Consider the following 26,986-nt stretch of genomic DNA (forward strand, 5'->3'; position numbering starts at 1 on the left):
AAGCCAAGATTCCTGCAAGCAAACTATTCTTTAGGCATAATTTTTAGCAGGTTTCCAGACCACATTCCTTAGATCAATCACTTCTTGGAGTGCGTTCTTCAGCTCATCCCCATCATTAACCCAAAACTCTCGCTTTACTTCCAGGACTTTTTGTGTCTCCTCAAAGTAAAAATACACCGGTTGATTACCCGGAAAACGCTTTAATAGCCCCAACACCACTGGCATAAGCTCACTTTGCTCGTTTGTAAATCTTAGAAAAAGACGCTTTCCTACTGTCTTACACGTCTTACCGTGACCATTTGCATGAGGTTCTACGCTTAAATTTAATTTATTTCTACTTGGTGGTTGAGAGGATTGTGCTGGTCCTAAGTCCTCAAGCCTCGTAATTTTTTCGGCAAAGATTTTTTTCTCTTCATCTCGAATATTATACCTGCCTACTACGACCACTACTTGGTCATTACGGAATAAGCCAGTTTGCGCATAGACCCGTGGAAAAACCAAAACCTCGATCCCTCCAGTTAAGTCTTCCAGAACAAAACTAGCCATCATCTCACCTTTTTTAGTCACATTCTGCCGAAATCCCGACACTAAACCTCCGAGAGCCACTTTCTTCTCCTCTTCACCTTCTAAGCACGTGAGAATATCCGAAGACATATACGGCTGAATTTGTGGCAAAACCGAAGACAGCGGATGCCCGCTTAAATAGAGGCCTAGGTATTCCTTCTCCATATCGAGGATCTCGCGATCTAAGAAATCTGTGACTTCAGGTAAGCTTATCCCGTTATTCATATCTTCATCTAAATCGAACAGTGAAAACTGGCCTGAAAGCCGATCTTTTTGGCGACGTGAAGCCTTGTCTAACACTTGGTCCAAAACAGCCATCGCCTGAGCCCGTGAACAGAATGAGTTAAATGATCCAGAACGGACCAAACTTTCTAGAACGCGACGATTTAAAACTTTATGGTCAACGCGCATACAGAAATCATCGAGGGATTTAAAAAGCCCTTCTTTTCGTGCTTCTAAAATCTTCTCCACGACATTGACTCCTACATTGCGAATAGCACCCAATCCAAAACGAATCGCTTGCTCTTCTATGGAAAACCCAACTTGACTATACTGAACATCCGGAGGGAGCACTTGAATGCCACTCACCCGAGCATCCTGAATATAGTAGGATACCTTATCCGACGATCCCATGACAGTGCTGATAAGCGCCGCCATGAACTCTAAGGGATAGTTTGCTTTTAAATAGGCCGTATGATACGAAATCACAGCATAAGCAGTGGCATGTCCTTTATTAAAGCCATATTCGGCAAACTTGGCCATTAGATCGAAGATTTCTTCCGCATCTTTAAGAGTCAATCCGATCCGCAGTGCCCCTGAGATAATCCAACGTCCGTCTTCAGCTTGTAACCCATGAATAAAGTTCTGACGTTCCTCTGCCATGATTTCTTTTTTCTTTTTCCCCATCGCCCGACGGAGAAGATCCGCTCGACCCAGTGAATAACCGCCAAGATCACGGGCAATTTGCATGACTTGTTCCTGATAGACAATAACCCCGTAGGTTGATTTAAGAATAGGTTCTAACTTAGGGTGCAGATAAGTAATGTTTCCACCTTGTTTGCGGCGGATAAATTCCGGGATCTGTTCCATCGGGCCAGGCCGATATAGAGCTACGACAGCAATAATATCTTCAAAACAGGAGGGCTTAAGGTCCTTAAGGATCGCCCGCATACCACCGCTTTCCAGCTGAAAGATGCCCGTGCTATTACCCGACGCCAAAAGCGTATATGTCTTCGTATCATCCAAGGGCAAGGTTTCCAGATCAAGCTTGATTCCTTTAGTTTCCTCGATCCGTCGCACAGCTTCTTGCAATATCGTTAAGTTTCGCAAACCCAGAAAATCCATTTTTAGAAGCCCAATCTCCTCAACAGCTTTCATTGGAAATTGAGTCATGACAAAGTCCTCTGAAGTTCTTTGCAACGGAAGATAATTCATAAGAGGTTCCTTAGCAATTACAATCCCTGCGGCATGCGTGGAAGCGTGTCGGGTCATTCCTTCGAGAGATCTTGCTAACGTGTAAAGTCGTTTAATCTCTTCATCTTCTTCGACCATCCTGGCCAAATCAGGAGATACACTTAAGGCCTTCTCTAAAGTCATCCCTAAGTCCGAAGGAATTGCTTTGGCCACTTTATCGACCCGAAATAAAGGGATCCCCAAAACTCGCCCTCCATCTCGGATAGCTGCTTTAGCCCCCATCGTTCCAAAAGTGATGATTTGACATACTTTATCCACGCCGTATTTTTCCGTGACATAACGGATCACGCGTTCTCGGCCGTCCGGGTCAAAATCTATGTCAATATCCGGCATTGAAATACGATCCGGATTTAAAAACCGTTCAAAGAGGAGGTCATGGCGGAGCGGTTCAACCGACGTTATCCCTAGCAAATAAGCAACCATACTCGCGGCCGCAGACCCTCGCCCCGGCCCGACAGCCACACCATTTTCTTTAGCAAAACGGCAAAAATCCGCTACAATCAAGAAATATCCTGAGAAACCCGTCTGAAAAATGACTTGTAGTTCATAATCTAAACGTTCTCGTTCTCGTTCAGTCATTTGGGGATAAAAACGAGGAAACGCTTTACGGCATTCTGCTTCTAGAAAACCATCAAGAGTAATCCCTGGTGGAACCTCAAAGTCTGGTAAATGGTTGTCTCCAAACTGAAAATCCACCTGACACCGTTTAGCGATTTTCGAAGTATTCGTCAATAATTCTGGGTGTTCACCGAATAGCAAGGCCATTTCCTGTTCGGATTTAAGAAAGAATTCCTGACTGGAAAAACGCATCCGGGAAGTATCCGCTAATGTTTTTCCCGTTTGGATACAAAGCAACGCGTCCTGAACAAACGCGTCTTCGCGCCTCACATAATGTACATCATTCGTAGCCACCATCGGAATCCCCGTGAGTTCATGTACCTTCCACATTCCCAAGATAACTTTACGCTGTTCCTCTAAACCATGATCCTGAATTTCAAGAAAGAAATTCCCCTTGCCAAAAATACTCTCATAGTCTAGAGAACTTTGAACAGCCGTCTCCAGTTGATCATGCACTAGGTAATCCGCGACTTCCCCAGCCAAACAAGCACTTAGGGCAATGATTCCCTTAGCATGCTCGCGAAGAATTTCTTTATCTACGCGAGGTTTATAGTAAAACCCTTCCGTATGAGCCATAGAAACCAGCCGAATCAGGTTGCGATACCCTTCTTCATTCTCGGCAAGTAAAACCAAGTGACAATTAGTATCGTCTTTCCCAGGCGTTCGATCCGACCGTTTATGAGGAGCGACATAAACTTCGCAGCCGATAATCGGTTTGATCCCTGCTTCGTGGCAGGCTTTGTAAAAGTCGATGACCCCATACATGACCCCGTGATCTGTAATGGCTAACGCCGACATATTTAACTCGACCGCACGCTTGACCAAGTTCTTGATCCGAGCTGCTCCGTCGAGTAAGCTAAATTCAGTATGATTATGTAAGTGAACAAACCCAACTTCCCCGCTTAAGATTTCTTTATCTGCCATGTCCACTTCACATCCCTGTAAAAAGCATTCACCCTAATTCTATAAATGAGGTTGTAACAAACTGGAAAAACAAGTTATGTTACAACCCTTTTGTACTAGTTTGTGTATTACGGTTTAGCCGACGAGCTTCTTATCTCCGATTCTAGCCGTCATCAGACCTTTGGCCACCACAGCATCCTTAACTGTGACTTCCACTTCTATATTGCAATGTCTCTTGGCTACTAATAATAGCTTAGCCGTGACCTTGATTTCCGTCCCCACCGCAATCGGTTGAAGTTGATAGAGCGTGAAGTTTTCTGTGATGGCATCCAGTCGATACTTCTTGCGTAACCCAATATAGCCAGCCATATTCATCACTGTGACGATTACTCCGCAACTTGCCGAGCCATAGTCATTGACCATTGCATTTGTAATTTCCCCTTCAATCGTGAGATGCTCCGCATCATCCACGTACCGGAACCCACTTAATACCAAGTTATCTACCGTTTCGCCAAACTGAGGCTGTTTTTGGACTTGCTGGTAGGCCTCAATGACGTCTTGTAAGCTTAAGATTCCAATAAGTTTACCCTGATCTGCAACGACCGCAATTTCCCAGCCTTCCCAAACCATAATTCGAGAAATATGGGTGACAGGATCGTCTCGCCCTACTAGAAAAGGGTTAGTACTCATAACGTCAACAATCCTTGTTTTAACATCTGCCCCTGCCACATCTAAAGCAGATACGATTCCGGTCAACATCATGTCCTTATCCACCACTGGGAACCGGCTATGATCCGTGGTTTGTGATAGTTTTCGCCAATCATCTACCGTGGCATCTACTGTCAAATAACTGACATCTTTCACCATGATGTCCTCGACTAAAATAAGTTCTTTCTGGATTAATCGATCATAAAGAGCACGATTAATCATCGTAGTGACTGAAAAGGTATCGTAGGGAGATTGAATAATGACTAATTCCTTTTGTCGTGCTAAAGCGACTACTTCTTCGTCCGGTTCTAATCCCCCTGTGATTAAGAGTGAAGCATTATGTTTCAAGACATACATTTGGACATCTTGACGATTTCCAACAATGCATAGCGCTCCATCTTCAAGGAAACGATCCATGGAATCTATTTCCATTGCTGCAATAAGAAACTTATTTGGAGAGCGATCAAGATAATCAAAGCCGCAGATAACCACGCCTTCGGCTATCTGTGAAACTTCACGCAATGTTAAGTCTTCTATTTGTCGCTCTTTGACCCCTTCAATTCGAATCGTACCCACTTTTGGAATCGAACGTACAAATCCCTTGGCCTCAGCCTCTTTAATAGCCCGATACGCTGTTCCTTCACTGACATCCAATTCTTTAGCAATAAAACGAACAGAAACTTTACAGCCAATTGCCAGACGTTCAATAAAGGTTAAAATTTGTTGATGCTTTGTCAACTTAAAAAACTCTCCCTACTTATTACTATACAGTCTATAATTATATCACAAGATTCATTATTCAACTATGTTATGTGTTATTACATGTCGAACATTAACTATCTTTTCGTCGTCTCTGAGTCATGAGACCCCCGATTCGTCCAGCCTCCTTAGCGCTCAAAGAATGCCAACCATTACTGTGAATCTGATCAAGCAAACCCAATTCAGCCGCTATTTCCATTTTTAATGGTTCAAGAGGATCTATTCGCTTAACTCTCGGTTTCGTCTGTTTCACTTAAATCCTCCCCCTACTCATGATGTTGAAATCTTCCTCATAATGAGGACAGTTCGGGCCCCGTTCTCCGATCAGGTGTTCCAAACGACAGCGACCATCAATTCCATAAAGACAACGAAGCGAGCACAATTTTCTGGTCATCAAAGTCATCTCCTAAACTTTAATAATAATTCACTCCTCGTTTTAAGTTTGACCATTTCTAGATAAAAATATCCCGCTTGATCTCAAGCGGGATGGTCAATATAATTATTCTTTAAACTTCAAAGGTTTCTCCAGGTCTGAGCGCCTTTCCCTGGCTCTCTGGAACCCTGCGCTGCAGGAGACGCAAAAACTCTCCTACATCTTGGACAATGACAGGGAACGTATCATAATGCATCGGAATAACCACTTTAGGACGTAATAATTGCGAAGCATGGACTGCCTCCTCCACCCCCATCACATAATTATCTCCGATCGGTAGCATAGCAACTTCAATCGGATAGCGGCGACCGATAAGTTCCATATCCCCGAATAATCCAGTATCTCCTGCATGATATAGCCATTTTCCATCCATCTGGAGTAAAAATCCACAGGGTGGACCACCATAGATCATCGTCTTTCCGTCTGGACTCTCTATCCCGGATCCATGTAAGGCTTGGGTAAGTTTAACCCATCCAAACGGAAACTGGTGCTTACCTCCTATGTGCATAGCATGCGTCTTAGCGCCTTGATTCTGACAGTACATAGCCAATTCATAAACTGCAATAATGGGGGCTCCTGTCTGCTTAGACAAATATATGGCATCCCCTAAATGGTCATTATGTCCATGAGTAACCAAGATAGCATCAAGCTGAAGAAAGTCTCCCGGCTTAGCCGTTGCCCTTGGGTTACCCGTTAAAAAGGGATCAATAAGGATTCTTCCTGCTTCCCCTACTATTTCAAAGCAGGCATGTCCATGGAAGTGGATACGCATTCTTAAGAACCTCCTATCACTTTAACGTTTTACATACATTTGAAGTACCTCCCAGAAACGAGGATAACTAAGGTTCATTTCCCACAGTGCGACACCACGAATACCCTTACGTTCTGCAAGCTCTAATTTTTCTCTGAGGCTTCGAGGGTCTTCGAAATAGACTGTATGTCGAACTCCCCCTGTCTCATACCGGAAAAAAGTACTATGTTGAGTTGCATCCCATTGTAGGGGTGCACCCTGTCGCTGTGCAAGCTCAATAGCGCTTTGATAGCTAATCACTTTTCCAGTTCCCCGCTCTGGCCAATCATAGCCATACATGGGAATACCCATAAAGATTTTTTCACGGGGAATGTTGGCTATGGCGTAGTTTAAAACCTTAGTTACCCAGGGAAGGGAAGCAACCGATCCGGGAGGGCTTCCTCCCCAATGTTCTTCGTAAGTCATAAGTATCACTTCATCAACGGACTGACCAATTGGCTTATATTCAAAGGACCCCCTCCAAGCGCTCAGCGGGTCACTTTCAGTCTTCGCCGGAACATCGATCGAAACTATAAAGTTTGCTCTTTGAAACAGCCTTGACCACGATTGAATCAGTTGGCTAAAAAGACGACGGTCTGCTGGGTCTGCTTTTTCTAAATCAAGATTAACCCCATCAAATTGATAATCAACCAAAACATCTCTTATGTTCCGCCAAACAAGGGTGGCAAAATCTTGGTCTCGCACCAAACGACTCATTAAAGTGGTCGAAAACTGACCTTGCCTAGTAAGATTGCTCACCACTAAGGAGACTTTAATTCCCATTGCATGCACTTCATTAATGAGTCTCCGACTTGGACGCCCACGAAGCGTCCCATCATTCTGAATTGCTACCTCAAAAAGTGCTAATTCTTTGATGATATTCCCATAGCGTTTAAGATAAGGATAACCCTTAGTTTGTTCGGTTAAGCCATTATAAAAGGCAAATACATTTAATGGCATACTTATACCCCCTTTCTGACCATCATATGCATGGTTAGAAAAAGAAGTGTAAGTGGATGAATGGGTTTTTACTTGGAATGCCGTCGGCTAAACACTGTAAGCCTTGCGGCTCGACGCATGAGAATCGTGATCAGCAAGGCAAATACTACGCAAAGTACCACTAAAGCCCAAATCCATTGTCCCTTAGCTCCTAACACCGCAGCCAGGCCGAAGCAAGCACTGATCCCATACATTAATACCACAGCCTGGCGGTGAGTAAACCCTGCATCCAGTAAACGATGGTGCAAGTGCCCGCGATCAGCCTTGGCAATGGATTGCCCTCGCAATTTTCGCCGAATAATGGCAAAGGTCAAATCTGTAACCGGCATGCCTAAGACAAGAAGTGGAAATACTAATCCTAAAATCGTAGCCGTTTTGAGTAGCCCCATGATGGAAATTCCGCCGATGATATACCCGAGGAACATACTCCCTGAATCTCCCATGAAAACTCGTGCGGGGGGGAAATTAAAGAACAGAAAACCAAGCAGGGCACCCGCTAACGCAAGCATAAGATTGGCTGCGGGTAATTCATGAATCCTATTAGCAGACCAAAACAAAAGCAAAGTCACTATAAAACATATTCCAGCGGCAAGCCCATCTAGACCATCCGAGACATTAACAGTGTTTACCAGCCCAACCACCCAAAAGATCATTAAAATTAATCCGATGGCGCTTAGTCCAAGCTCTCCAAAATTAACAGATTTGTCAAGGAACGGGAGGGAAATGACCTTCATGGAAAACCCAAAGGGGAGAAGCACCCCCGCAGCCGCGATTTGCCAATAGAGCTTATGCAAAGGGCGGATTTCACGAATATCATCCCAAATACCCACTACCAAAATTATGGTGCTACCTATGAACAACCCCCAAATTAGTTCATCCCAGACCTGCGTCACGATGGCTGCGATCCAAAACGCAGCATAGATTGCCAATCCACCAAGCCGGGGAATAGGTCGACTGTGGACGTGTCGTCCACCTGGATGAGCTATTGCGCCCCACCTTTTCGCTAGTTTTATGGTAATCGGAGTTGCAAACACGGCAATTACTAAGCCCATAAGAAAGGTCAGCCCATATGTCATGATTGTTTTTCAACCGCCTTTACTGGACAATCCGCAGGGAAAGAATTGTCATTTGCCTTTGCACGATCTATAATTGCTACTTTAGAATTTGTCACCATTATGCTTTCCCCTTTCGTATGTAAAAAGACTTCTAGTTTCTCTACCCATTAACAGCAAGTTGATCCTTGATTCTAGACGAGATCTGGGAAATCCCATTGACGCAATACTTCATAAACAATAACCGCAACTGAATTTGATAAATTTAGAGAGCGGGCGTCTGCACGCATTGGCAGGCGAATGGCCGTTTCCGGGTAACGCGCAAGGATTTCAGGATCCAACCCTTTTGTTTCCTTGCCAAAAAGCAAGTATCCTCCATCATCATATAAGAGTTCGGTATAGGACTTTCCACCTTTTGTGGTCGCTAAGTAGCGAGTACCCACAGGATTCTTTTCCTCAAACTCGACAAAATTTTCGTAGATAATGATATCTAGAAGGTGCCAGTAGTCTAATCCAGCACGTTTTAGTTGCTTGTCATCAATGCTAAAACCTAATGGTTTTACTAAATGTAATGTAGCTCCAGTCGCAGCGCAAAGTCGAGCGACGTTCCCTGTATTGGGTGGGATTTCCGGCTCAACTAAGACAATATTAAGTCGCTTGTTCAAAAATCTGGTACCCCTTTCACTGACACCCTGTACAATTTCCGTGACACCCTTGCGAACAACGTCCGCCCCCAAATCCTCCCGGAACTCCTAAACTTGCAAATCCAGAGATGTGTTTCATGAGCCCCGTGTTCCCACACTCGCTACAAGTTAGGCACTCACCGTTTTCTCCCATTCTACACAATTCGGTGGTCACAACCCCACAGCTCGGACATCCGAATTCATACATTGGCATAGCATAATTCCTCCCAGTGTCTTCTTAGAATTAAGCGAAGTCTCAACGACTATCCAAACTATTATAACCTGAAATTCTGACAAACCCAAACTAATAATATGGAAACTTGTCACTTATCTTTACAAATACCTACTGTTTCCCACCATTTCCTTGCCGAGTAGACATCCACTTTCAGAGCACTTCCACTAATCCCAAGCTTATGCCTACTACTATTATAGCCTTCCTAAGGCAGCAACTCTTGCTCCTTTATCGAGACTTAAATTAATAAGTACTTATCACAAAAAGTTAAGTCCAGTTGTTTATATCATAACCTTAATTCATTTATTAGAGCCCTTTGCATCCTGCAATCTTGGAGAACATCTTATAAAAGACCAAGATTGGGGAGAAAGATTAGATTATTTAAGCAGATATTCTGTATACTTTACCGAAACCTCTAGATGTTCCTAGTCATTTTTGGTAAAGTTAATAACATCTTCAAAGGAGGAATTAGCATGGGCCAAAATCTGACGCAGAAAATACTTTCATCCCACTTGGTATCCGGAGACTTGCAAAAAGGAAATGAGATCGCGCTCCGTATTGATCAAACCCTAACCCAAGACGCCACAGGAACGATGGCCTACTTACAATTTGAGGCCATGAACCTTTCTAGAGTACAAACCGAGTGCTCGGTCAGTTATATAGATCATAATACTCTCCAGACAGGGTTTGAAAATGCAGATGACCACGCGTTTCTGCAAAGTACCGCCGCCCGCTTTGGTGCGTATTTTTCTCGACCTGGAAACGGAATTTGTCACCAAGTTCATCTAGAACGCTTCGCCAAACCTGGCAAAACTCTGCTAGGCTCGGATAGCCATACCCCTACTGCCGGTGGTATGGGGATGCTCGCTATGGGTGCCGGGGGGTTAGACGTTGCCGTAGCCATGGGTGGCGGAGCTTTTTATCTTCCCAACCCTAAGGTGCTTCGGGTCTGGCTGACTGGTCAACTTTCGGATTGGGTCTCAGCCAAAGATATCATCTTGGAAATTCTCCGTACCCTCACCGTAAAAGGGGGCGTGGGGAAAATTATTGAGTACGCTGGACCGGGTGTGAAAACCCTGACAGTTCCCGAACGCTCTACTATTACAAATATGGGCGCTGAATTAGGTGCGTCTTCTTCAATATTCCCCAGTGACGAACAAACTCTCAAATTTTTAGAAGCCCAAGGAAGAGCGGAGGACTATGTTCCTCTCTTTGCCGATGACGATGCCTCCTATGATGAAGAATTGGCAATCGATCTTTCCATGCTGGTTCCACTCGTCGCCCAGCCGCATAGCCCAGATAATGTGGTCCCTGTCAGCGAACACTCCAACACACCTGTTCAGCAAGTTGCTATAGGAAGTTGCACGAACTCCTCCTATCAAGATCTGATGCGCGTCAGTCAAATCTTAAAAGGAAAACACGTTCATCCGGACGTAAGCTTAGTCATTTCCCCTGGATCACGTCAAGTCTTAAGCATGCTCTCCAGTAATGGTGCTTTGACGAATCTTCTCGATAGTGGAGCACGACTGCTTGAATCAACCTGTGGTCCGTGCATTGGCATGGGACAGTCTCCCATCTCTAAAGCGGTCTCCGTCCGAACCTTTAACCGAAATTTCGAGGGTCGAAGTGGCACTCAAGATGCTTCCGTCTTTTTGGCAAGCCCGGAAGTGGCAGCAGCTTGTGCTTTGACAGGCTTCATAACCGATCCCCGCACCTTGGAAATCTCACCCGTTGTGGAGTTTCCAGAGCGGTTTAGAATTGATGACAGCATGATTTTGCCACCCGGTGATCCAGATACCCCAGTTCGACGCGGCCCGAATATTCAACCTCTACCTCTAGCCCCTGCATTGGACGATGTTCTTGACTTGCCCGTTATTTTAAAACTAGGCAACAACATTACGACGGATGATATCATGCCCGCCGGTTCTAAAATCCTCCCACTCCGCTCCAACATCCCAGCCATCTCTGAATTCACCTTTCATAAGATCGATAAACAGTTTGCTGCAAAAGCAAAAGCCTTCAAGCAAAGTGTCATTGTCGCAGGCCACAATTATGGTCAAGGCTCTAGCCGTGAACATGCTGCTCTTGCTCCCATGTCCTTAGGACTGCGTGTCGTTTTAGTCCAAAGTTTTGCCCGTATTCACCGTGCAAACCTGATTAATTTTGGCATTCTACCCCTTACCTTCGTTCAAGAAAAAGATTTGGATCGTTTTCAGACTGGGACGATTTTACACCTATCAGGCCTTCATCAGGCCATTTACTCGTCTGAGCCTTTTGCCATTACCATAGATAATGACCCAGTCCCGGTCTTAGTTAAACATGATCTCACCGAACGACAAGCTACAATCCTTTTGGCCGGGGGACTTCTTAATTCAACGAGCGCTTCTGTCTGATACAGACTATAGAAAACTTACTACAGGTGAAGTTTTTTACTCCATCTGAAGTATGTTCTTCAAATTTTTAGAGATTTTACGGAACTATTGATAATACCCACTGAATTCCACAGAAAAACGTGTTATGATAATTTACATTATTAAATATCAATTAAAGAGGGGGATCAGATGCTCACTGACCAAGATCGCAGACTGCTGAAACTCATCGCGCAAGATTGTCGTTTAAAACCTGAGGAGCTTTCCATCCAAACGGGATTATCGCCTGACTACGTCAGAAGTAGAATCAGTGAATGGGAAAAGGAAAAAGTAATCGTTGGCTATCAACCAATGATTAACTGGGCTCGCACTGGCGAGGAGAAGGTTACCGCTCTGATTGAAGTTAGAGTATTACCCCAAAGGGGTTATGGTTTTGACAAAATTGCTAAACGGTTACAAAAATACCCAGAGATAACCTCTTTGTTTCTAATGTCCGGTGGATTTGACCTTGCTTTGCTCGTTGAAGGCAAAACAATGCAAGACGTCGCCCTGTTTGTTGCTGAAAAGTTAGCTCCTCATGAGCACGTTCAAAGTACAGCAACCCATTTTTTACTTCGCCGCTATAAGCAAGACGGTGTCGAGCTTATGGGAGAGGAAGAGACAATTCAACGTCTCGTGGTCTCGCCATGAAAAAGTATCTTGCCTCCCATGTTGCTACTCTCCCCCCTTCGGGAATCCGGAAGTTTTTTGATCTCGTTGCAACTATGAAAGACGTAATTTCGTTAGGGGTGGGTGAACCCGACTTTGTAACCCCTTGGACCATACGGGAAAGTGGCATCTTTTCCTTAGAACAGGGTCAGACAATGTATACTAGTAATGCTGGCCTCTTTGAATTGCGTGAGGAACTTTCCCACCATTTATCGAGAACTATGGGGCTTTCCTATGCTCCACTTGATGAAATTCTCATCACCACTGGAGCCAGCGAGGCTGTTGACCTAGTGATGAGAGCTGTCCTCGATGCTGGAGATGTCGTCTTAGTTCCTGATCCATCCTATGTATCCTATGCCCCTTGCGCAATATTGGCTGGGGCCAGTGTTTGCTTCGTACCAACCCTTGCTAAAGACGATTTTCGTTTAAGGGTGGAAGAATTAGACAAAGTATATACCCCCAAAGCGAAGCTTCTCGTTCTATCCTTCCCGAATAACCCGACTGGTGCGATCATGACTCGAGAGGACCTTCTCCCAATCGCAGAGTTTGTAGAAAAGCATGATCTTCTCGTCCTAGCGGATGATATTTATTCTGATCTTACTTATGACGGAACCCATGTCTCATTTGCCAGCTTACCCGGTATGCGCGACCGTACACTCTTTGTCAGCGGATTCTCAAAATCCTACGCCATGACGGGCTGGAGAATCGGCTATGTCGCAGGCAACGCCCATCTCATTGGTGGCATGACAAAGATTCATCAATACACTATGCTCTGTGCCCCGATCATGGGCCAAATCTCTGCCTTAGAGGCCTTGCGTTCCGCCACTGATGCTAAAAACGACATGGTCACTGAATACGATCGAAGACGCCGCCTGATGGTTCACGGCTTCCGGCAAATGGGGCTTGACTGTTTCGAACCCCTAGGAGCCTTTTACGTATTCCCCGATATTTCCAAGACCAAATTATCCTCTGAGGAGTTTGCAGAACAACTCCTCAAAAGCGAAAAGGTCGCGGTAGTTCCTGGGACGGCGTTTGGACCGTCCGGAGAAGGACATATTCGGTGTTCCTATGCCTATTCCACTGAGCAACTACTGGAGGCCCTTAAACGAATTACGCGTTTTGTCGAACAAAGATTAGCAAATCTATAAAAGAAACTATCACGAACCCGACAACTAAAATGGACGAATAAGCGAACAGGCACACTGGTTTACCGACCGCTGTGCCTGTTCGCTTTATTTCGTTTCGCGTCACGTTCATTTATGAGTTCATTGTCTCAAACATTACCTCTTTCATCTTGCCTCGTGCTTTGTGCATCGCACCTCGTATATGGAATAATGATCGGTGGCACAGATTTATCCTTTTCGCGTTCTCTCAACCATTGTTGACGACGGTCATCTTTGATATTATGCATGGCTACAAAGGCATTTCTCTGCAGGACTCCCTTACCGCGCCATCCCGCCGCTGTTGCTCTAAAGCGTTGTTGAAACACTTCTTTAGTTAGATTAAGGGTTTCCAGTAAATCAACACCACGCCGGAGTGAGGTTGGGAACACCTGCTCCTCCATCATTCTTTTTTGGTTGTGCGGACAAACTTCCTGACAAGCATCGCAGCCGAATATTTGCGTTCCCAGCTGTCCTCGTTCCTCTGCCGTAAGCATCTCCTTGCTTTGGGTAAGGTAAGAGATGCAACGTTTGGCGGCAAAAGGTTCTTGACCAATGATCTGCGCGGGACAGGCATGAAGACATTTTTGACAGGATCCGCATTGACCTGCTTTAAGCGCGGCATCTGGAGGAATCGTTTGGTCTAAAAGAAGTATGGCCAGCATCACAAAAGAACCATAATTGGGGATAATCAACTGTTGATTTCGGCCAATCCAGCCACTCCCTGCTCGTACCGCAAACCCACGCTCAATCAAAGGTCCAGTATCCACTTGGAAATCGAAGTTTCCTTGCCAGTTGTTCCTAATCATCGTATCCATTAAAGCCTTAATCTTCTGATTGAGGACATGATGATAGTCCACCCCTACTGCTGAGCGTGCCAATACACCCTCTCCTTTTTGGGGTGGAAGCGAAGAAGGGAGCGGATAGGCTAGGACAACGACCGTCTGGCAAAGTGGCCAAACTGCTCGAGGATCAAGCCGCCGCTGGATTTCCGTATCTTCAAAAGGTGTCGCCAGCCCTTGATCAATTCGAGCTTTTACCATAGGAGCTAAATCATCCATCGTGTCTGCTTTGGTAAACCCAATTGAGATAAACCCTAATTCAGACCCCCATTTTTTTATATTTTTCTTCCACAACAGTTGTGTATCCAATTTTACGCTTTCCTCCTCGGATAAATCAAGGCTTCATGGCAACTTGTACTTACCCGAAATTTTACAACCTGAGAGTATGAAAAATAGCCCCCCACAATCTTTGCGAGGGGTAAATGTACTGTATTTTTTAACTAGAATAAGCGGTCCAAGAGTCCTTTAAAAGCTGCCGCATGACGGGCTTCGTCTTTAGATGCTCTCTCAAAAAATTCTACGGCTGCCATGTTTCCCTCTTTGCGGGCCATCTCAGCTGCTTCAGCCTTTCCTCTTTGAGCTCCAAGTTCAGCTTCTACACGCCAAGCCAAATTTTCCTTAGTTGATTTGACCTTCCCTTGAATAGCATAAATTTCACAGGCATGCATTGCTTCTTCCAACCCAATTTTAATAAACGCCTGAGCAACTTCTGGATAGCCCTCTTCTTCTGCTTTCTTAGCGAAAGCATAGTACATACCGACTTCTTCAGTTTCCCCGTCCCAATTTCCCGATAAATTACCAGCCGTCTTGCTTTGGTCCGCCGACATTAACACAAATTTCTCCTTAGACGCTCCGCACATCGGACAACGATCAGGAGCCTCATCTCCTTCATGAATATATCCACATACACTGCATTCCCATTTTTTCATCTTTTTTATCCCCCTTCATGTTTCGGCAGTATTTGACTATTTGGATGCTCTAAAAAAGGCATAAGTCATTGGATCTCCTTCTTGAAGGATCTCCCCTGCAGTCACGTCCCCTAGAAATAACGTGTGAGTTCCTGCATCCAATTGCCCTGTCACAGTAGCTTCCATAGTCACAAGCACATCGTCTAGTAATAAGACTCCCGATTCTCCACGGTGTACAGCCAAACCCTCAAACTTATTGACATCCCGACCCGATCGATATCCAAATCCTCGCGCATAGTCCTGACCTGTTTGGCTTAACACAGAAACACCAAACTTACCGCTCTTCTGGATAAGCTCATGGGTATAGTTTTGTTTATTGATCCCAATCGCGATTTTCGCAGGCTCTGACGTAATTTGAAAGCAAGTGTTTGCACATTGACCATTATCCTTGCCCTCAGCTTGAGCGGTAATAATAAAAAGGCCGTACGAAATCCGATAGAGTGCTTGGCGAATTGCAGTTGCCTTGTCTGGCTGCAACAGAACAGGCTTAGTGGCAGGTTTAATTTCTGATGAAGCTTTTGGTGCTTCCTCTTCAGTAACAAGTTCAAAGAAACTTGCATCGACACCACAGACTGGACAAATATCCGGCGGATTATCGCCAGTATGTATATACCCACATACGGTACAACGCCAACGTTTTTCCATTAGTATCATCCTCCTTCATTGTAATAATTATAACTTTATAATTCATTTAAGTCAAGATTTATTTTTTGCTAATTAATTTTATTTTATAAAAACTACTGCTTAACTATTATGCCAAAAGAGTCGGAATTCCTTTTCAAGAAATTGTAAGTCTGTCAGACTAAGATTTGTATCCATCATAATCTTCCAACGGACCTGTTCTTTGAAGCGGCCAAACCGTACCCCTTCTAGCCCTTTCCCATGCACAAATTCTTTAAAAAATCCCCAATTCAGGGAGTAGACGCGTTCTTTTAGGACTGCACACGAATTTCTAATTTCACCCTGAATCCGATCTAACTGTTCTCGATGTTTTCCGGCGTCCTGCTTCCCACCGAGAAAATCTGCTCTCCATAAATTAAGCAGATTCTCGACTCTTTGGGTATTATAATTTTGCCCATCCCAACCGATCTCCCAGGCAAAGCGGCGAGCCTTTTTTGTAATTACCTTCGCATCTGGAACGTCTTCCTTTAAATCACTCATAAAGGCCAGTGTGCCCGACATATGATGGCCAACTAAAAAATGAAGTTCTTGTTCTCCACGACTTCCTCCAGGAAGAACCATCGACCAACGAAAGCGTGGTAAGATTTGGTTCACTAAACGAGCACTTTCCTTTTCATGTTGAAGAAAATGGCGCTTCCCTTCTGGAACCCATTCAAAGGTTTTTTTGAGTTTGGATTGCATTGGTTTTATTCGTTTTATGACAATGGTATCAGGGTAGTTATCTAGCCTTCCCCCATGGACTTCTACCATTTTGTTCTTCCAATGCTCTAGGTTTTTCCCTATCAATTTAAAATCATCCACAGAATATCCTTGTTTTGTCTGCTTAAGAGTTCCCCAAACAAAACACTCTCGACTGGCTGTTTCCCATTTTCCCAGATCATGAAATAAAGCCGCTAAGCGTAGTAAGACGTCGGAAGGCGCATTTTTTACAACCTGGCGGGTATGTTCCCAAGCATCCTTGGTATGATAGCGATTTTGTACCAATCCTTTAAGTCGTGCTAGTTCCGGAATATACGTTTGAAAGTACCCTAAGTCATCGAGAAGCCCTAAGGCCTTATCAATCTCATCCAAGATAAGGATTCCCCCCAATTCCTCGGTGACTCGCTCCACCGCGACATTTTCGAGTTGTGGGACATGTTCTAGCGCTGCCTGCCAAGTCTCCGGCTCAATCTCCAAGTTGTTCCGGACTGCTAGGCGAACGAGACGTAGTATCCTAAGCGGATCATCACTAAAACGGTCCGCTGCAGTTCCACATGCCTTAAGCCGTCGAATTCTCAAATCTTCGAGGCCATTTAAAGGATCTTTAATCTCTCCCGTCCTTACATCTTGGTAAACAGCATTTAAGGTAAAATCCCTCCGGAGGGCATCTAATTCTATTTCTCCATCAAACGACACAATGTCCACTCGTTCTGTCCCTTGGAACAAACTGACCGTCTCCTGTTTAGCACCCAATAGATGAGGGTTGTACCCCCAATTAGACACTAAATCATGAATTTCTTGAAGGGAAAGTGCCATAACCGCATCCACATCTTTGGAGGGAATTCCCCATTGTGCATCACGAACTGCTCCACCAACCATGTAGACTGGGCTAAACTCACTGAGCTTAATTAAGATTTCCTGTTGAAAGGATATGCCTGTCATGAAATCCCTCCATTCCATTACTGTTAGCTTTCAAGCATACAACTTGAGAACCCTGTAAGCTTCATCAAGGATATTTTCTCCAACGGCACCCTTTTCTACTCGCTCTTATTTAAGCCCTCTTGCTTTAACAAAGTACCGAAATTTTCGGCCCAGTTTTAACCTTCCATGCACTTTCTGGTCCACATTCTCCGTCAAGATCTGATTTAATGACCCGATCTGTGTAAACAGTCAACTCAGTGGTTTGAAATTCCATAATTTTTTCGGACTCTACTTTTTCTTTGCGTAAAACGTTGAGGAGAAGACGGATCGTTTCAGGCCAGCCAGATGCCAGAACAATTAATATGTCCAGCTTGCCGTCGGCCAGAGAAGCTCTAGGTACTAATTGCCTAAGTCCCCCAACCGAGTGGCCATTTACAGCCAAGAACAAGACAACTTCTTCCGAATGTTGTTGGCCGTCCTTCTCAAACTCAACATGGAATGGACGAAACGAAGGAAGTGTTTCAATTCCTTTGAGAAAATACGCTAGTTGTCCAAGAGTATTCTTGACGCGGGTATCTACTTTTTGAGAAACATCCGTCAATAGCCCCGCACTTGCCACGTTCACAAAATATCGGTCATTAACCTGACCAGTATCCATGCGGAAGATATTTCCTTTGGCAATAACTTTACATGCTTCAGGAATACTTTTAGGTAACCGCAATGCGAAGGCTAAATCATTTGCAGTCCCCACGGGCAAAATACCCAGCACAGGGCGTCGATCCTCCGGAATCTGCAGCAACCCGTTGACCGCCTGATGAATACTCCCATCTCCTCCAGCAATTACAAAACGGTCTACATCATTACTTTGAGACGCGACTTGTTCCATATCCTCAGGAGAACATGCTCTATGTACACAAACCTCGTAGCCGCTTTCTTGAAAAATTCGGATCACTGTATCGAGTTGTCCGGTTAATTTTCGCCGACCTGCGTAGGGATTATAGACCAAACGTAATCGTTTACCCTTCATGACAGTTGATTATCAACTCCTTATTTAGATTTATACTCACTAATCATCCCTCAGGACTTTAGGTTCTCAGGGTTCAAACTCTCAAGTTCTGGCAAGACAAAGCGTCCATCTTTCCGAACCAAAATCTCATCAAAGTAAATTTCCCCACCACCATAATCCGGTCTTTGAATGCATACTAAATCCCAGTGTATGGCAGATTTATTCCCATTGCTACAATCATCATAACAGGAGCCAGGGGTAAAATGAAAGCTCCCATCAATCTTTTCATCAAATAAGGTGTCTTTCATCGGAGTACTTATGTATGGATTCACTCCGATCGCAAACTCTCCAACGTAACGCGCACCTTCATCTGTATCAAACAAGGATTCTATCCGTTTAGTATCGTTCGCAGTGGCTTTAACGATTTTTCCATTTTCAAATTCCAAGACAATAGTTTCATAAGTAAATCCTTGGTAAACAGACGGTGTATTATAACTGATTCGGCCATTAACCGAATCTTTGAGTGGTGCCGTAAAAATCTCCCCATCTGGAATATTTACATGTCCATCACACTTAATGGCTGACATTCCTTTAATGGAGAAGGTCAAATCAGTTCCTGGTCCGACGATGCGTACCTGATCGGTTTTCTCCAAAAGCTCTTTTAACGGATCCATAGCACGAGACATCTTGGAATAATCCAAGTTACACACGTCAAAATAAAAATCTTCAAATCCTTCGATACTCATGTTTCCTAACTGAGCCATTGAAGCGTTAGGGTATCTTAAAATACACCAACGGGTATGCCCCACACGTTGCTCCGAATGCACAGGTTTTTGGTAATGGGAAGCATATATCTTCATTGCCTCGCTAGGGATATCAGCCCATTCGTTCGCATTTTCTCCACCCCGAATTCCTAAATAGGCCTGCATCTCTTTCATGCGGGCAAGATCCCAGCGCGTCATAGCCTCAGCCTGCTCAACCGTAAATTCTTTTAATAGTTCACGGAGTAAGGTATGATTAACCATAGACAGAAATGGTACACCACCCGCTTGATAGGCATATCTCACAAGCGCTTGAGCGAGTGGAATATCTGGTCCAAACACCTCAATCAGGATTTTCTCGCCAGGTTGAAGTGCAATCGAGTAATTGATTAAAGAATCGGCTAGTTTTTCGATACGAGCATCTTTCATGGTAGGCCTCCTAATATTTCAGTCTAACAAAGCTGTTTACTATGGAGAGATATTCTCCATATTTCTTGAATTTCCTTTTATTATCACATTTATCTTAGGAAAGTATGTTACTCAAGCCGGCTTTAGGCCAAAGTTTTTTAAGCAGAGCATCAATAGGAGGTAGCATGAACATACAACCTTCACTATGGGAATATCGTCTACGAGCAGAGGACTCCGGTCAAAAATACCTTAGCATCTTGCGCTATAAATTCCATTTTTCGCTGAAATTATTACAACGTTTAAAGCAAGGGGAACGCGTTTGGGTCGATGGACGTTTCACCCATTTAACTGCACGAGGGAAAGAAGGAGAAACGTTAGCCATCCAACTCTTTTCTGACGAGGAAGCCAACATTCCTGGCGAGGATCTTCCACTCGAAGTTCTCTTCGAAGACGAATACCTTTTAGCCGTCAATAAGCCGGTCGGACAAGTAGTTCATCCCAACCATCGTTATCCGACGAGCACCTTAGGAAATGCAGTCATCGGCTATTGGGAGCGTAAAGGAGAAAATCGCCTTTATCGGCCAATTCACCGGATTGATCGCAACACCTCTGGCGTAGTTGTTATTGCTAAAAATCAATTCGCTCATCAGCAACTTGGTTGGCAACTAGAACGCGGGCATATCCATAAACGTTACATAGGCTTTGTTCAGGGAGTCGTCTTAACAACGAACGGAACGATAGACGCTCCCCTCGGATTTGCCCCTGAAAGTTTTATCAAGCGCCAAGCCGGATCCCAGGGTATGCCTGCTCGAACACATTTCCGTGTCCTCTATCGTTATCCGAATGTCACGTTGCTTGAATTTATTTTAGAAACTGGACGCACCCATCAGATTCGTGCCCACTGTGAGGGGTTTGGACATCCCTTGTTGGGGGATGATCTTTATGGCGGAGAACTGACTTTGATTACTCGCCAAGCACTACACTCCTTAGTGTATGCCTTTCTACATCCTGCGACTGGGCTTCCCATCTTAATTCGAGCTCCCTTTCCTAAAGACTTGAGGGACTTAGTAAAAACGTTAAAGGGCCTCTAAGTCACTAAGCACCTCATCAAAATCACCAGATCCTCCAAGGCTCCAGCGCTGGCGGTAGCCTTACTTTTCATCATCTGATGGTACTACGAAGCGACATGAGGGTCTACCCTGAAATAAAGCCTTTTCATTCATCTGTGGTGCCCATAGCGGTATGGGTCTAACTGGAATTAAAAAAGCGCTGATGGAGAAGGTAAAATTCTCTGTCAGCGCATTGCTAGATCAGATTGACTTTTTCTGAAGAAGGTCCCTAATTTCCGTAAGTAGCTGCACTTCCTTACTAGGGACTGGTGGCGTGGGTGGTTCCTTAGGCGCTTTCCTATTAAGCTTGTTCATTGCTTTGACTAATAAGAAAATGGCACCTGCAATAATCAAAAAATCAAACGCCGTCTGAATAAAGTTTCCAATATTTAAAGTGACAGCCTCCTTAATCACCTTTCCTGAACCATCTACTACAGCATCTTTAAGCCCTAGCTTAAGATCGGTAAACTTAATTCCCCCTACAATAAGACCAATCGGGGGCATAATGATATCTGCTACAAGTGATGATACAATTTTTCCGAAAGCGCTTCCGATAATGATACCTACAGCCAGGTCCATCACATTTCCTTTAGTAGCAAATTCCTTAAATCCCTTAATAAAACTCATAATACCACTCCTTTTTGAAGCTACTAGATACTTTCTCCCGAACTTTAGAAATTCATTTCCCACCTTAAGATACCCACTTCCTAAGTGGGTGTTCATATTTTGCTTCATCTTAAATTCGACGTTTTTTCTTAGTACGCATCAAAAGGATAGCCACGGTTACGCCTGTTAACACTAACCCGAATGAGGCGGCGATCCCTTGAGCCAGACCTGTTGCAGGAAGATAAAACGTTTGCAGACCTGCAGAAGTAATATATCCTCCACCTAGTAAAAGGGAACGGATACCAGGGATAAAATCGACTTGATACATAATATGTCCTGCGAGGACTATGGGAGTTAGGCCAAAAACTAGCTTGACACGCAAGGAAGCCGCTTTTGTTTTAAAGGGTTTAGCGATCAGCCAAGCAAGGATTCCTCCAGCGATTCCTGAACCCCAAAATAATAGACTAAACCATACAGTCCAATGTGTGGGCCATATCGTTCGGATGAGTTCAAAGTAGTTAAGAGGAATTAATATTGCTAACATTACCCCGATAAAGAAAACATATCCCTGATTTACTCGGACTAAATGCCATACCTCTCGGCCTGCCAACCTTAAATTAACTTGCACGGAACCATTCGGACAATTTCGCACACAGTTAAAACATAATTTGCAGTCTAGATTATTGTCTAAGAAGGGAAGATGTTGAGACATTGGACAACCAGGAACACTTCCTTTGCCAACATAGCACTCAAAGGTAGTGCACTTATTCAAGCAAACTGTGGCATCAGCACGAACCTCCAACATAGAACCGATAGAAGCCGTCCCGATAAAGCCTCCCAAAGGACACAAGTGCCGACACCAAGTATGGCGTGGAAAGAGGATCGAAATAAGAATGGCAGTAACTTGGATAGAAATTAACAAAATGGCAGTATAACTAGGATTATAACGCATCCCGGTAATCACTTCGGTCCAGAAGATAAAGAGAAACAAAAAACTGACTAGTAAAAAATCAAATTTAATTAAAAACTCTGGAATCGGTCGACTCTTGTGAAACCTTTTTTGCACGAAATCCATGATCGCAGAAAACGGGCAGACGGTGCACCACAGTCTTCCTAGGAAAGGGGAAATAATAGCAAGTGCTGGCCACCATAACCCCCAAACTAAGGCGAATATTTTAGTACTCACCGCAATTTCTGGAGAAACGAGCAATAATATGATGAGTGCGCTAAACCCTACAACCGTAGCACGTCGTAACCACCCAATTAGTATTCCGCTTTTAAGCAGTTTCTCAAGTTTGGGCCAAGCTAAAAGGTTGAGCGTTTTGCCGTTTTGTTTAGATGTTGGGCCAATAAAAATCTGTTCTAACCCTATTACATCCTGGTCTGCAATATAAAAAGCTCTCTCGATAACTTGAATTAATTCTGATACATTTCCTTGATGGTAATGATGAGAAAGTAACAGTTTGGTAGCTTCTTGATTTATAGTGGGGACATTTCGCTGGTTCTTCTGGGCCAGCTTCTCCAGAAAGCCTTGTGCCAAGATAGGAATATCTCGTTTACGCATACGTAAGGGCGTGATTTCATAAGTATGGGCAAAGCATTCCCGAAGTTCGGGAATAATAATTCGTCCCATATCGTCAGGTTCCGTATTTAAACATCCGATAACGAAGCATTTATTTTTCTGTAGATTTAGGGCTTGGGCCAGCTTAAGCTGGGAATGCGGAGAAATAAGGTTTATTTCCCGTATGAACAGCGTTCCACCTTCTGCGATATCAAAGAGATTAGAGTTAGGGAAAGCCGAGGAATCGTTATCGGCGGGCTCTATGATTATTTCCCTCCACCGCTGGTCGAAACGCCGTCCTTCCACAACAACAAAAGGAGCCGATTTTCCTGATTGCCGTTGATGAACATACCAAGCCATCATTTGACGACCTGTTCCCCGTTCTCCTCTTAAAAGTAGATTTCCCTTGGGGTGAGCAAGTTCCTCGAGTTTCCGTTCGACCTCACTTGTCGTTCGGACCCCTCCCCAAAGTCCGTAAAATTTCTCCTTATATTGGGTAAGTTGCAACGTCGAACGTAAAACTTCCTTATATTTAGCTTCGGATAGTGTAAGGTTTGCTTCATTCAAATCTTCAGTTAATTGACCGATAAACGTTTGATAAAGTTTCGGCCATCGAAGAAGCATACGTGCAAAACTTTCGGCATCCATCGCTAAAACCTGACAATTTTCTTGGCAAAGGATTGTTATTTTAGAGGCCTTACCGTTTAGCAAAGAGAATGCACCAAAAGTGTCACCCGGACCAAAGGTATTGACACGCCACAAACGCTGTCCTTCTTTTTGAACCATAACATCTGCTTTTCCCTCAACCAATATATAGAAGGAGTTTTTCGCCTGACCCTGCTTAATAATTTCAGAGCCCGCATTATAATTCTCCCATTGAAATTCAGTAGCAATTTCCGTCAATTCCTGGGAGGATAACTCAGAAAGGAACTTAATCTTTGACAGATTATAAACTTTATCCTTATTCATAATTCCCTCCATGATGTCAAGACGTGTTTAATGTCTGATTGAAAGTTTCATTACTCTTCTAAATCCACCTTTTTGTATTTTAACCCTTTATAGGTTTCTTTGATGACCTTATTATATCATATTACTATAAAGGCTTTTGAAATAATCTTATGTATACTGTATCCCACGGATGCTAGTCTAATTAATTGAAGATGCGCTATACGGAATCTTAATATTCCATACAGCGCACCTAAAACAATCTAGCAGAAGATCTTAATAATTATGAACTCTGCCCTTGTTTTTGTCATTGAAAACGTTTAATCCTTTTGAGGATTAGAGAAAATTCCTCGAAAGCCTCTAATCAACAGTTTTAAGAATTCACTAAAGAGAATAATGCTAAATGTGAATGCTATGATCTTAAACCATAGAGCAGCTTCCAGTGGTACTGTTTTAAAGACTTGCCCACCAAACTGTGTGACAAGAATCTGAACTAGGAATGTCAGGAAGACAACCCCTACCATTAATTTATTTCTATGAATATTGAGGAAAATACTTGTTACCCCAAACTCTCTACTATTAAAGGCATTCCAAAGCTGGAACAAGACAAACGATGTAAACACAATGGTCGATTGCTGTGCTTCTGTTCCACCAAGCATTTGTGTTTCCATAAGCATGAGTAAGGCGGTCACTATAAACAAACCATTGGAAAGAATTTTAAACAACATATCTTTGGTAACAATAGAGGCATTTCTCTTAATAGGTTGTTTTTCAAGTAAATGTTCTCTTGGCGGTTCTAAACCTAAGGTTAAGGCTGGAGGCCCGTCCATGATAATATTGACCCATAACAACTGTAAAGTCGTAAAGGGCATCTTATACCCCATCAGCTCTGCCAAAATCACAGTGACAAACGCTACGACATTCACGGTAAGTTGGAACTGAATAAAACGTTGGAAGTTTTCATATATCCCTCTTCCCCATTTGATCGCACTGACGATCGTAGAGAAAGAGTCATCTAACAAAACGATATCTGCCGCTTCTTTAGAGACTTCCGTTCCGGCGATCCCCATAGCAACTCCGACATCCGCCGCTTTTAAGGCAGGCGCATCGTTAATACCATCACCCGTTACTACGACTGAATCGTTACTTTCCTTTAAGAGTTTAACAACTCTCATTTTTGCGGTCGGATTTGAGCGGGCAATAACCACGATTTTCGGCAACTTGCTTTTTAACTCTTGATCACTCATGTTATCAATTTCTGTCACTTCAAGTACTAAAGAGTCATTCTTGATAATTCCAAGTTGATTAGCGATGGCTCTGGCCGTATTGATATTATCTCCGGTTAAAATTTTAACTGTAATCCCGGCACGTCGACACTGATCAATCGCGTCTTTGACATCAGAACGCAGAGGATCTTCAATCCCGATAAAGCCAGTATACACGAGATCTTTTTCAACGTTGTAGATATCTTCCCACTGTGGCTCCTGTGCGAAGTCATTAAAGGCAAATGCAAGGACTCGTCGAGCATTATCCTGAAGAGTACGTATATTTGCTTCTATTTCTTTGATATGCTCCTCGGTCATCGGAACAATAGAGCCATTATACAGAATCCTGTTACAAATATTTAGGACCTTTTCAGGCGAACCCTTTGTATAAAGCCTGAAGCCCTTTTCTCTCTGATAAGCAGTGGACATCATTTTTCTTGCCGACGTAAAATTGTATTCAGATACTGGCTCACCAAACTCTTTGCGATAATGCAAATAGTTTATATTATTCTTATCCGCACAGACCAGTAGTGAACATTCCGTTGGATTTCCCAAGAATTCGTATTTATCATCATTTTTGGTAATATCTGCGGTCGAGTTGACACAGAAGTTTTGAATCATTTCATCACAGTGTAGTTTATCGACAGGGACGCTTTTCCCATCACACCAAACTTCAACTACAGTCATCTTGTTTTCTGTCAATGTTCCTGTTTTATCCGAACAGACGACATTGACAGAGCCAATCGTTTCACAGGCAATTAACTTCCGGACCAAAGCATTGTTCTTAGCCATTTTCTGCATGTTGAAGGCCAGAGTAATGGCCACCATGGTTGGTAAACCTTCCGGCACAGCTGCAACAATGAGCGCTACAGAGGTAACAAAGGCGTCTTTAATACCTGGAAGAGCGGCCCCAATATTATCCAAGACGAGGATGCCATGTCTATACATATTAAATACTTCAAAAAGAAAAATACCCGCAGCTGCAATGGACCCAATAATGGAAATTCTCTTACCAAGGTCCGCTAGCTTTTGTTGAAGGGGAGTATCTGAAGAAATCTCCTCTTTAAGTTCATTGGCAATTTTTCCCATCTCAGTTTGGTCCCCAATAGAGGTTACAATGGCTACTACTCGTCCTTCGGTCACCATCGTCCCAGAGTATAGCATATTTTTGCGTTCTGCTAGGGGACAATTTTCCCGGTCAATTTTATCCGACTTCTTAGAGGCTGATTCAGCTTCGCCAGTAAGCATCGATTCATCAATACCCAGACTCGAAGAATGAATCACCCTAGCATCAGCGGGAACTTTATCTCCTGTTTCTAAGTGGATAATATCCCCTATGGTAAGATCACTTTGAGAAAGATAGACAATTTTACTTTCTCTTACCACTTTTACATGCACATCTTCACTGAGCTTCGATAAGGCTTCAAAGGCTTTATCTGACTTCCCCTCTTGAATCACGGCAATTGATGTGGCGATTAAGACTGCGACAAAAATCCCGATCCCGTCCGCAATGTGACCCATTGCCAAAGATATTAATCCAGAAATCAACAGAATTACGATTAAGGGTTCCTTAAGGTTGTCCAAGATCTTAGCAAAAATACTCTCCTTCTCTTTGGGGGAAAAAGTATTTTTACCATACCGCAGGATTCTCGCTTCAGCCTCTGCAACAGTTAACCCCATCTCTTCATTACTTTTAAGTTCCAAGATGACGTCTTCAACTTCTTTTTGGAAATAATCCACGTTTTATATCCTCCTTTTATTTA

At 43.7% G+C, this 26,986-nt stretch carries 22 protein-coding genes; 4 read left to right on the forward strand and 18 right to left on the reverse strand.

The features are described 5' to 3' along the window. Positions 1–30: 30 nt before the first annotated feature. From ACYQ3Q_RS03325 to ACYQ3Q_RS03365, 9 genes are all read right to left on the reverse strand, one after another. Positions 31–3,579, reverse strand: coding sequence for a DNA polymerase III subunit alpha (locus tag ACYQ3Q_RS03325; RefSeq protein ID WP_459927247.1), 3,549 nt, complete (start codon positions 3,577–3,579; stop codon positions 31–33). A gap of 114 nt (positions 3,580–3,693) precedes the next feature. After that, positions 3,694–5,004 carry a DRTGG domain-containing protein gene (locus ACYQ3Q_RS03330; protein WP_459927248.1) on the reverse strand — a complete coding sequence of 437 codons (1,311 nt, stop codon included), beginning with the start codon at positions 5,002–5,004 and terminating at the stop codon, positions 3,694–3,696. A gap of 94 nt (positions 5,005–5,098) precedes the next feature. Further along, a complete protein-coding gene (locus ACYQ3Q_RS03335) occupies positions 5,099–5,278 on the reverse strand; it encodes an alpha/beta-type small acid-soluble spore protein (RefSeq protein WP_034145493.1) in 180 nt (59 codons plus the stop codon). After that, positions 5,279–5,419 carry a hypothetical protein gene (locus ACYQ3Q_RS03340; RefSeq protein ID WP_045574965.1) on the reverse strand — a complete coding sequence of 47 codons (141 nt, stop codon included), beginning with the start codon at positions 5,417–5,419 and terminating at the stop codon, positions 5,279–5,281. 112 nt (positions 5,420–5,531) lie between these two features. Then, on the reverse strand, positions 5,532–6,230 hold the full coding sequence (locus ACYQ3Q_RS03345; protein WP_459927249.1) for a metal-dependent hydrolase: 699 nt from the start codon (positions 6,228–6,230) through the stop codon (positions 5,532–5,534). Between the two features lie 21 nt (positions 6,231–6,251). Beyond that, complete coding sequence (locus ACYQ3Q_RS03350) at positions 6,252–7,208, reverse strand: glycosyl hydrolase family 18 protein (protein ID WP_459927250.1); 957 nt, start codon at positions 7,206–7,208, stop codon at positions 6,252–6,254. A 68-nt stretch (positions 7,209–7,276) separates the two neighbouring features. Continuing rightward, on the reverse strand, positions 7,277–8,323 hold the full coding sequence (locus tag ACYQ3Q_RS03355; protein WP_459927251.1) for a glycosyltransferase family 4 protein: 1,047 nt from the start codon (positions 8,321–8,323) through the stop codon (positions 7,277–7,279). A 170-nt stretch (positions 8,324–8,493) separates the two neighbouring features. Continuing rightward, positions 8,494–8,964: a tRNA (cytidine(34)-2'-O)-methyltransferase gene (locus ACYQ3Q_RS03360; RefSeq protein WP_459927252.1), complete on the reverse strand. Its 471-nt coding sequence runs from the start codon at positions 8,962–8,964 to the stop codon at positions 8,494–8,496. Positions 8,965–8,980: 16 nt separating this feature from the next. Continuing rightward, entirely contained in the window at positions 8,981–9,196 is a 216-nt protein-coding gene (locus ACYQ3Q_RS03365) for an FmdB family zinc ribbon protein (RefSeq protein ID WP_291300761.1), read from the reverse strand. Positions 9,197–9,687: 491 nt separating this feature from the next. Between ACYQ3Q_RS03365 and ACYQ3Q_RS03370 the strand changes: the two genes are divergently transcribed. The 3 genes from ACYQ3Q_RS03370 (at position 9,688) to ACYQ3Q_RS03380 (ending at position 13,439) form a co-directional block, all read left to right on the forward strand. Further along, positions 9,688–11,607 carry an aconitate hydratase gene (locus ACYQ3Q_RS03370; protein ID WP_459927253.1) on the forward strand — a complete coding sequence of 640 codons (1,920 nt, stop codon included), beginning with the start codon at positions 9,688–9,690 and terminating at the stop codon, positions 11,605–11,607. Between the two features lie 168 nt (positions 11,608–11,775). Further along, a complete protein-coding gene (locus ACYQ3Q_RS03375; protein ID WP_459927254.1) occupies positions 11,776–12,273 on the forward strand; it encodes an Lrp/AsnC family transcriptional regulator in 498 nt (165 codons plus the stop codon). Next, positions 12,270–13,439 carry an aminotransferase class I/II-fold pyridoxal phosphate-dependent enzyme gene (locus ACYQ3Q_RS03380; protein ID WP_459927255.1) on the forward strand — a complete coding sequence of 390 codons (1,170 nt, stop codon included), beginning with the start codon at positions 12,270–12,272 and terminating at the stop codon, positions 13,437–13,439. The genes ACYQ3Q_RS03375 and ACYQ3Q_RS03380 overlap by 4 nt, the downstream gene beginning before the upstream one ends. Positions 13,440–13,564: 125 nt before the next feature. Here ACYQ3Q_RS03380 and queG read toward each other — a convergent pair whose 3' ends face one another. The 6 genes from queG to ACYQ3Q_RS03410 all read right to left on the reverse strand — a co-directional run bounded on the left by queG (position 13,565) and on the right by ACYQ3Q_RS03410 (position 19,758). Beyond that, entirely contained in the window at positions 13,565–14,602 is a 1,038-nt protein-coding gene (gene queG / locus ACYQ3Q_RS03385; RefSeq protein WP_459927256.1) for a tRNA epoxyqueuosine(34) reductase QueG, read from the reverse strand. Between the two features lie 131 nt (positions 14,603–14,733). Beyond that, positions 14,734–15,222: an NADH peroxidase gene (locus tag ACYQ3Q_RS03390; RefSeq protein ID WP_459927257.1), complete on the reverse strand. Its 489-nt coding sequence runs from the start codon at positions 15,220–15,222 to the stop codon at positions 14,734–14,736. A 36-nt stretch (positions 15,223–15,258) separates the two neighbouring features. Further along, positions 15,259–15,906, reverse strand: coding sequence for a flavin reductase family protein (locus ACYQ3Q_RS03395; RefSeq protein ID WP_459927258.1), 648 nt, complete (start codon positions 15,904–15,906; stop codon positions 15,259–15,261). 99 nt (positions 15,907–16,005) lie between these two features. Then, a complete protein-coding gene (locus ACYQ3Q_RS03400; RefSeq protein ID WP_459927259.1) occupies positions 16,006–17,583 on the reverse strand; it encodes a tRNA nucleotidyltransferase/poly(A) polymerase-related protein in 1,578 nt (525 codons plus the stop codon). Between the two features lie 124 nt (positions 17,584–17,707). Next, positions 17,708–18,589 (reverse strand): diacylglycerol/lipid kinase family protein, encoded by an 882-nt coding sequence (locus ACYQ3Q_RS03405; protein WP_459927260.1) that lies wholly within the window; start codon positions 18,587–18,589, stop codon positions 17,708–17,710. A gap of 50 nt (positions 18,590–18,639) precedes the next feature. Further along, a complete protein-coding gene (locus ACYQ3Q_RS03410) occupies positions 18,640–19,758 on the reverse strand; it encodes an aminopeptidase (RefSeq protein ID WP_459927261.1) in 1,119 nt (372 codons plus the stop codon). Between the two features lie 164 nt (positions 19,759–19,922). On the opposite strand from ACYQ3Q_RS03410, the gene ACYQ3Q_RS03415 reads away from it, so the two are divergent. Further along, entirely contained in the window at positions 19,923–20,828 is a 906-nt protein-coding gene (locus ACYQ3Q_RS03415) for an RluA family pseudouridine synthase (protein ID WP_459927262.1), read from the forward strand. 219 nt (positions 20,829–21,047) lie between these two features. On the opposite strand, the gene mscL is transcribed toward ACYQ3Q_RS03415, so the two are convergent. The 3 genes from mscL to ACYQ3Q_RS03430 form a co-directional block, all read right to left on the reverse strand. Beyond that, on the reverse strand, positions 21,048–21,473 hold the full coding sequence (gene mscL, locus ACYQ3Q_RS03420; RefSeq protein ID WP_459927263.1) for a large-conductance mechanosensitive channel protein MscL: 426 nt from the start codon (positions 21,471–21,473) through the stop codon (positions 21,048–21,050). 109 nt (positions 21,474–21,582) lie between these two features. Then, positions 21,583–23,982, reverse strand: coding sequence for a cyclic nucleotide-binding domain-containing protein (locus ACYQ3Q_RS03425; protein WP_459927264.1), 2,400 nt, complete (start codon positions 23,980–23,982; stop codon positions 21,583–21,585). A 296-nt stretch (positions 23,983–24,278) separates the two neighbouring features. Further along, positions 24,279–26,963: a calcium-translocating P-type ATPase, PMCA-type gene (locus tag ACYQ3Q_RS03430; RefSeq protein WP_459927265.1), complete on the reverse strand. Its 2,685-nt coding sequence runs from the start codon at positions 26,961–26,963 to the stop codon at positions 24,279–24,281. Between the last annotated feature and the right edge of the window lie 23 nt (positions 26,964–26,986).

It is taken from the genome of Desulfosporosinus burensis (assembly GCF_054657535.1).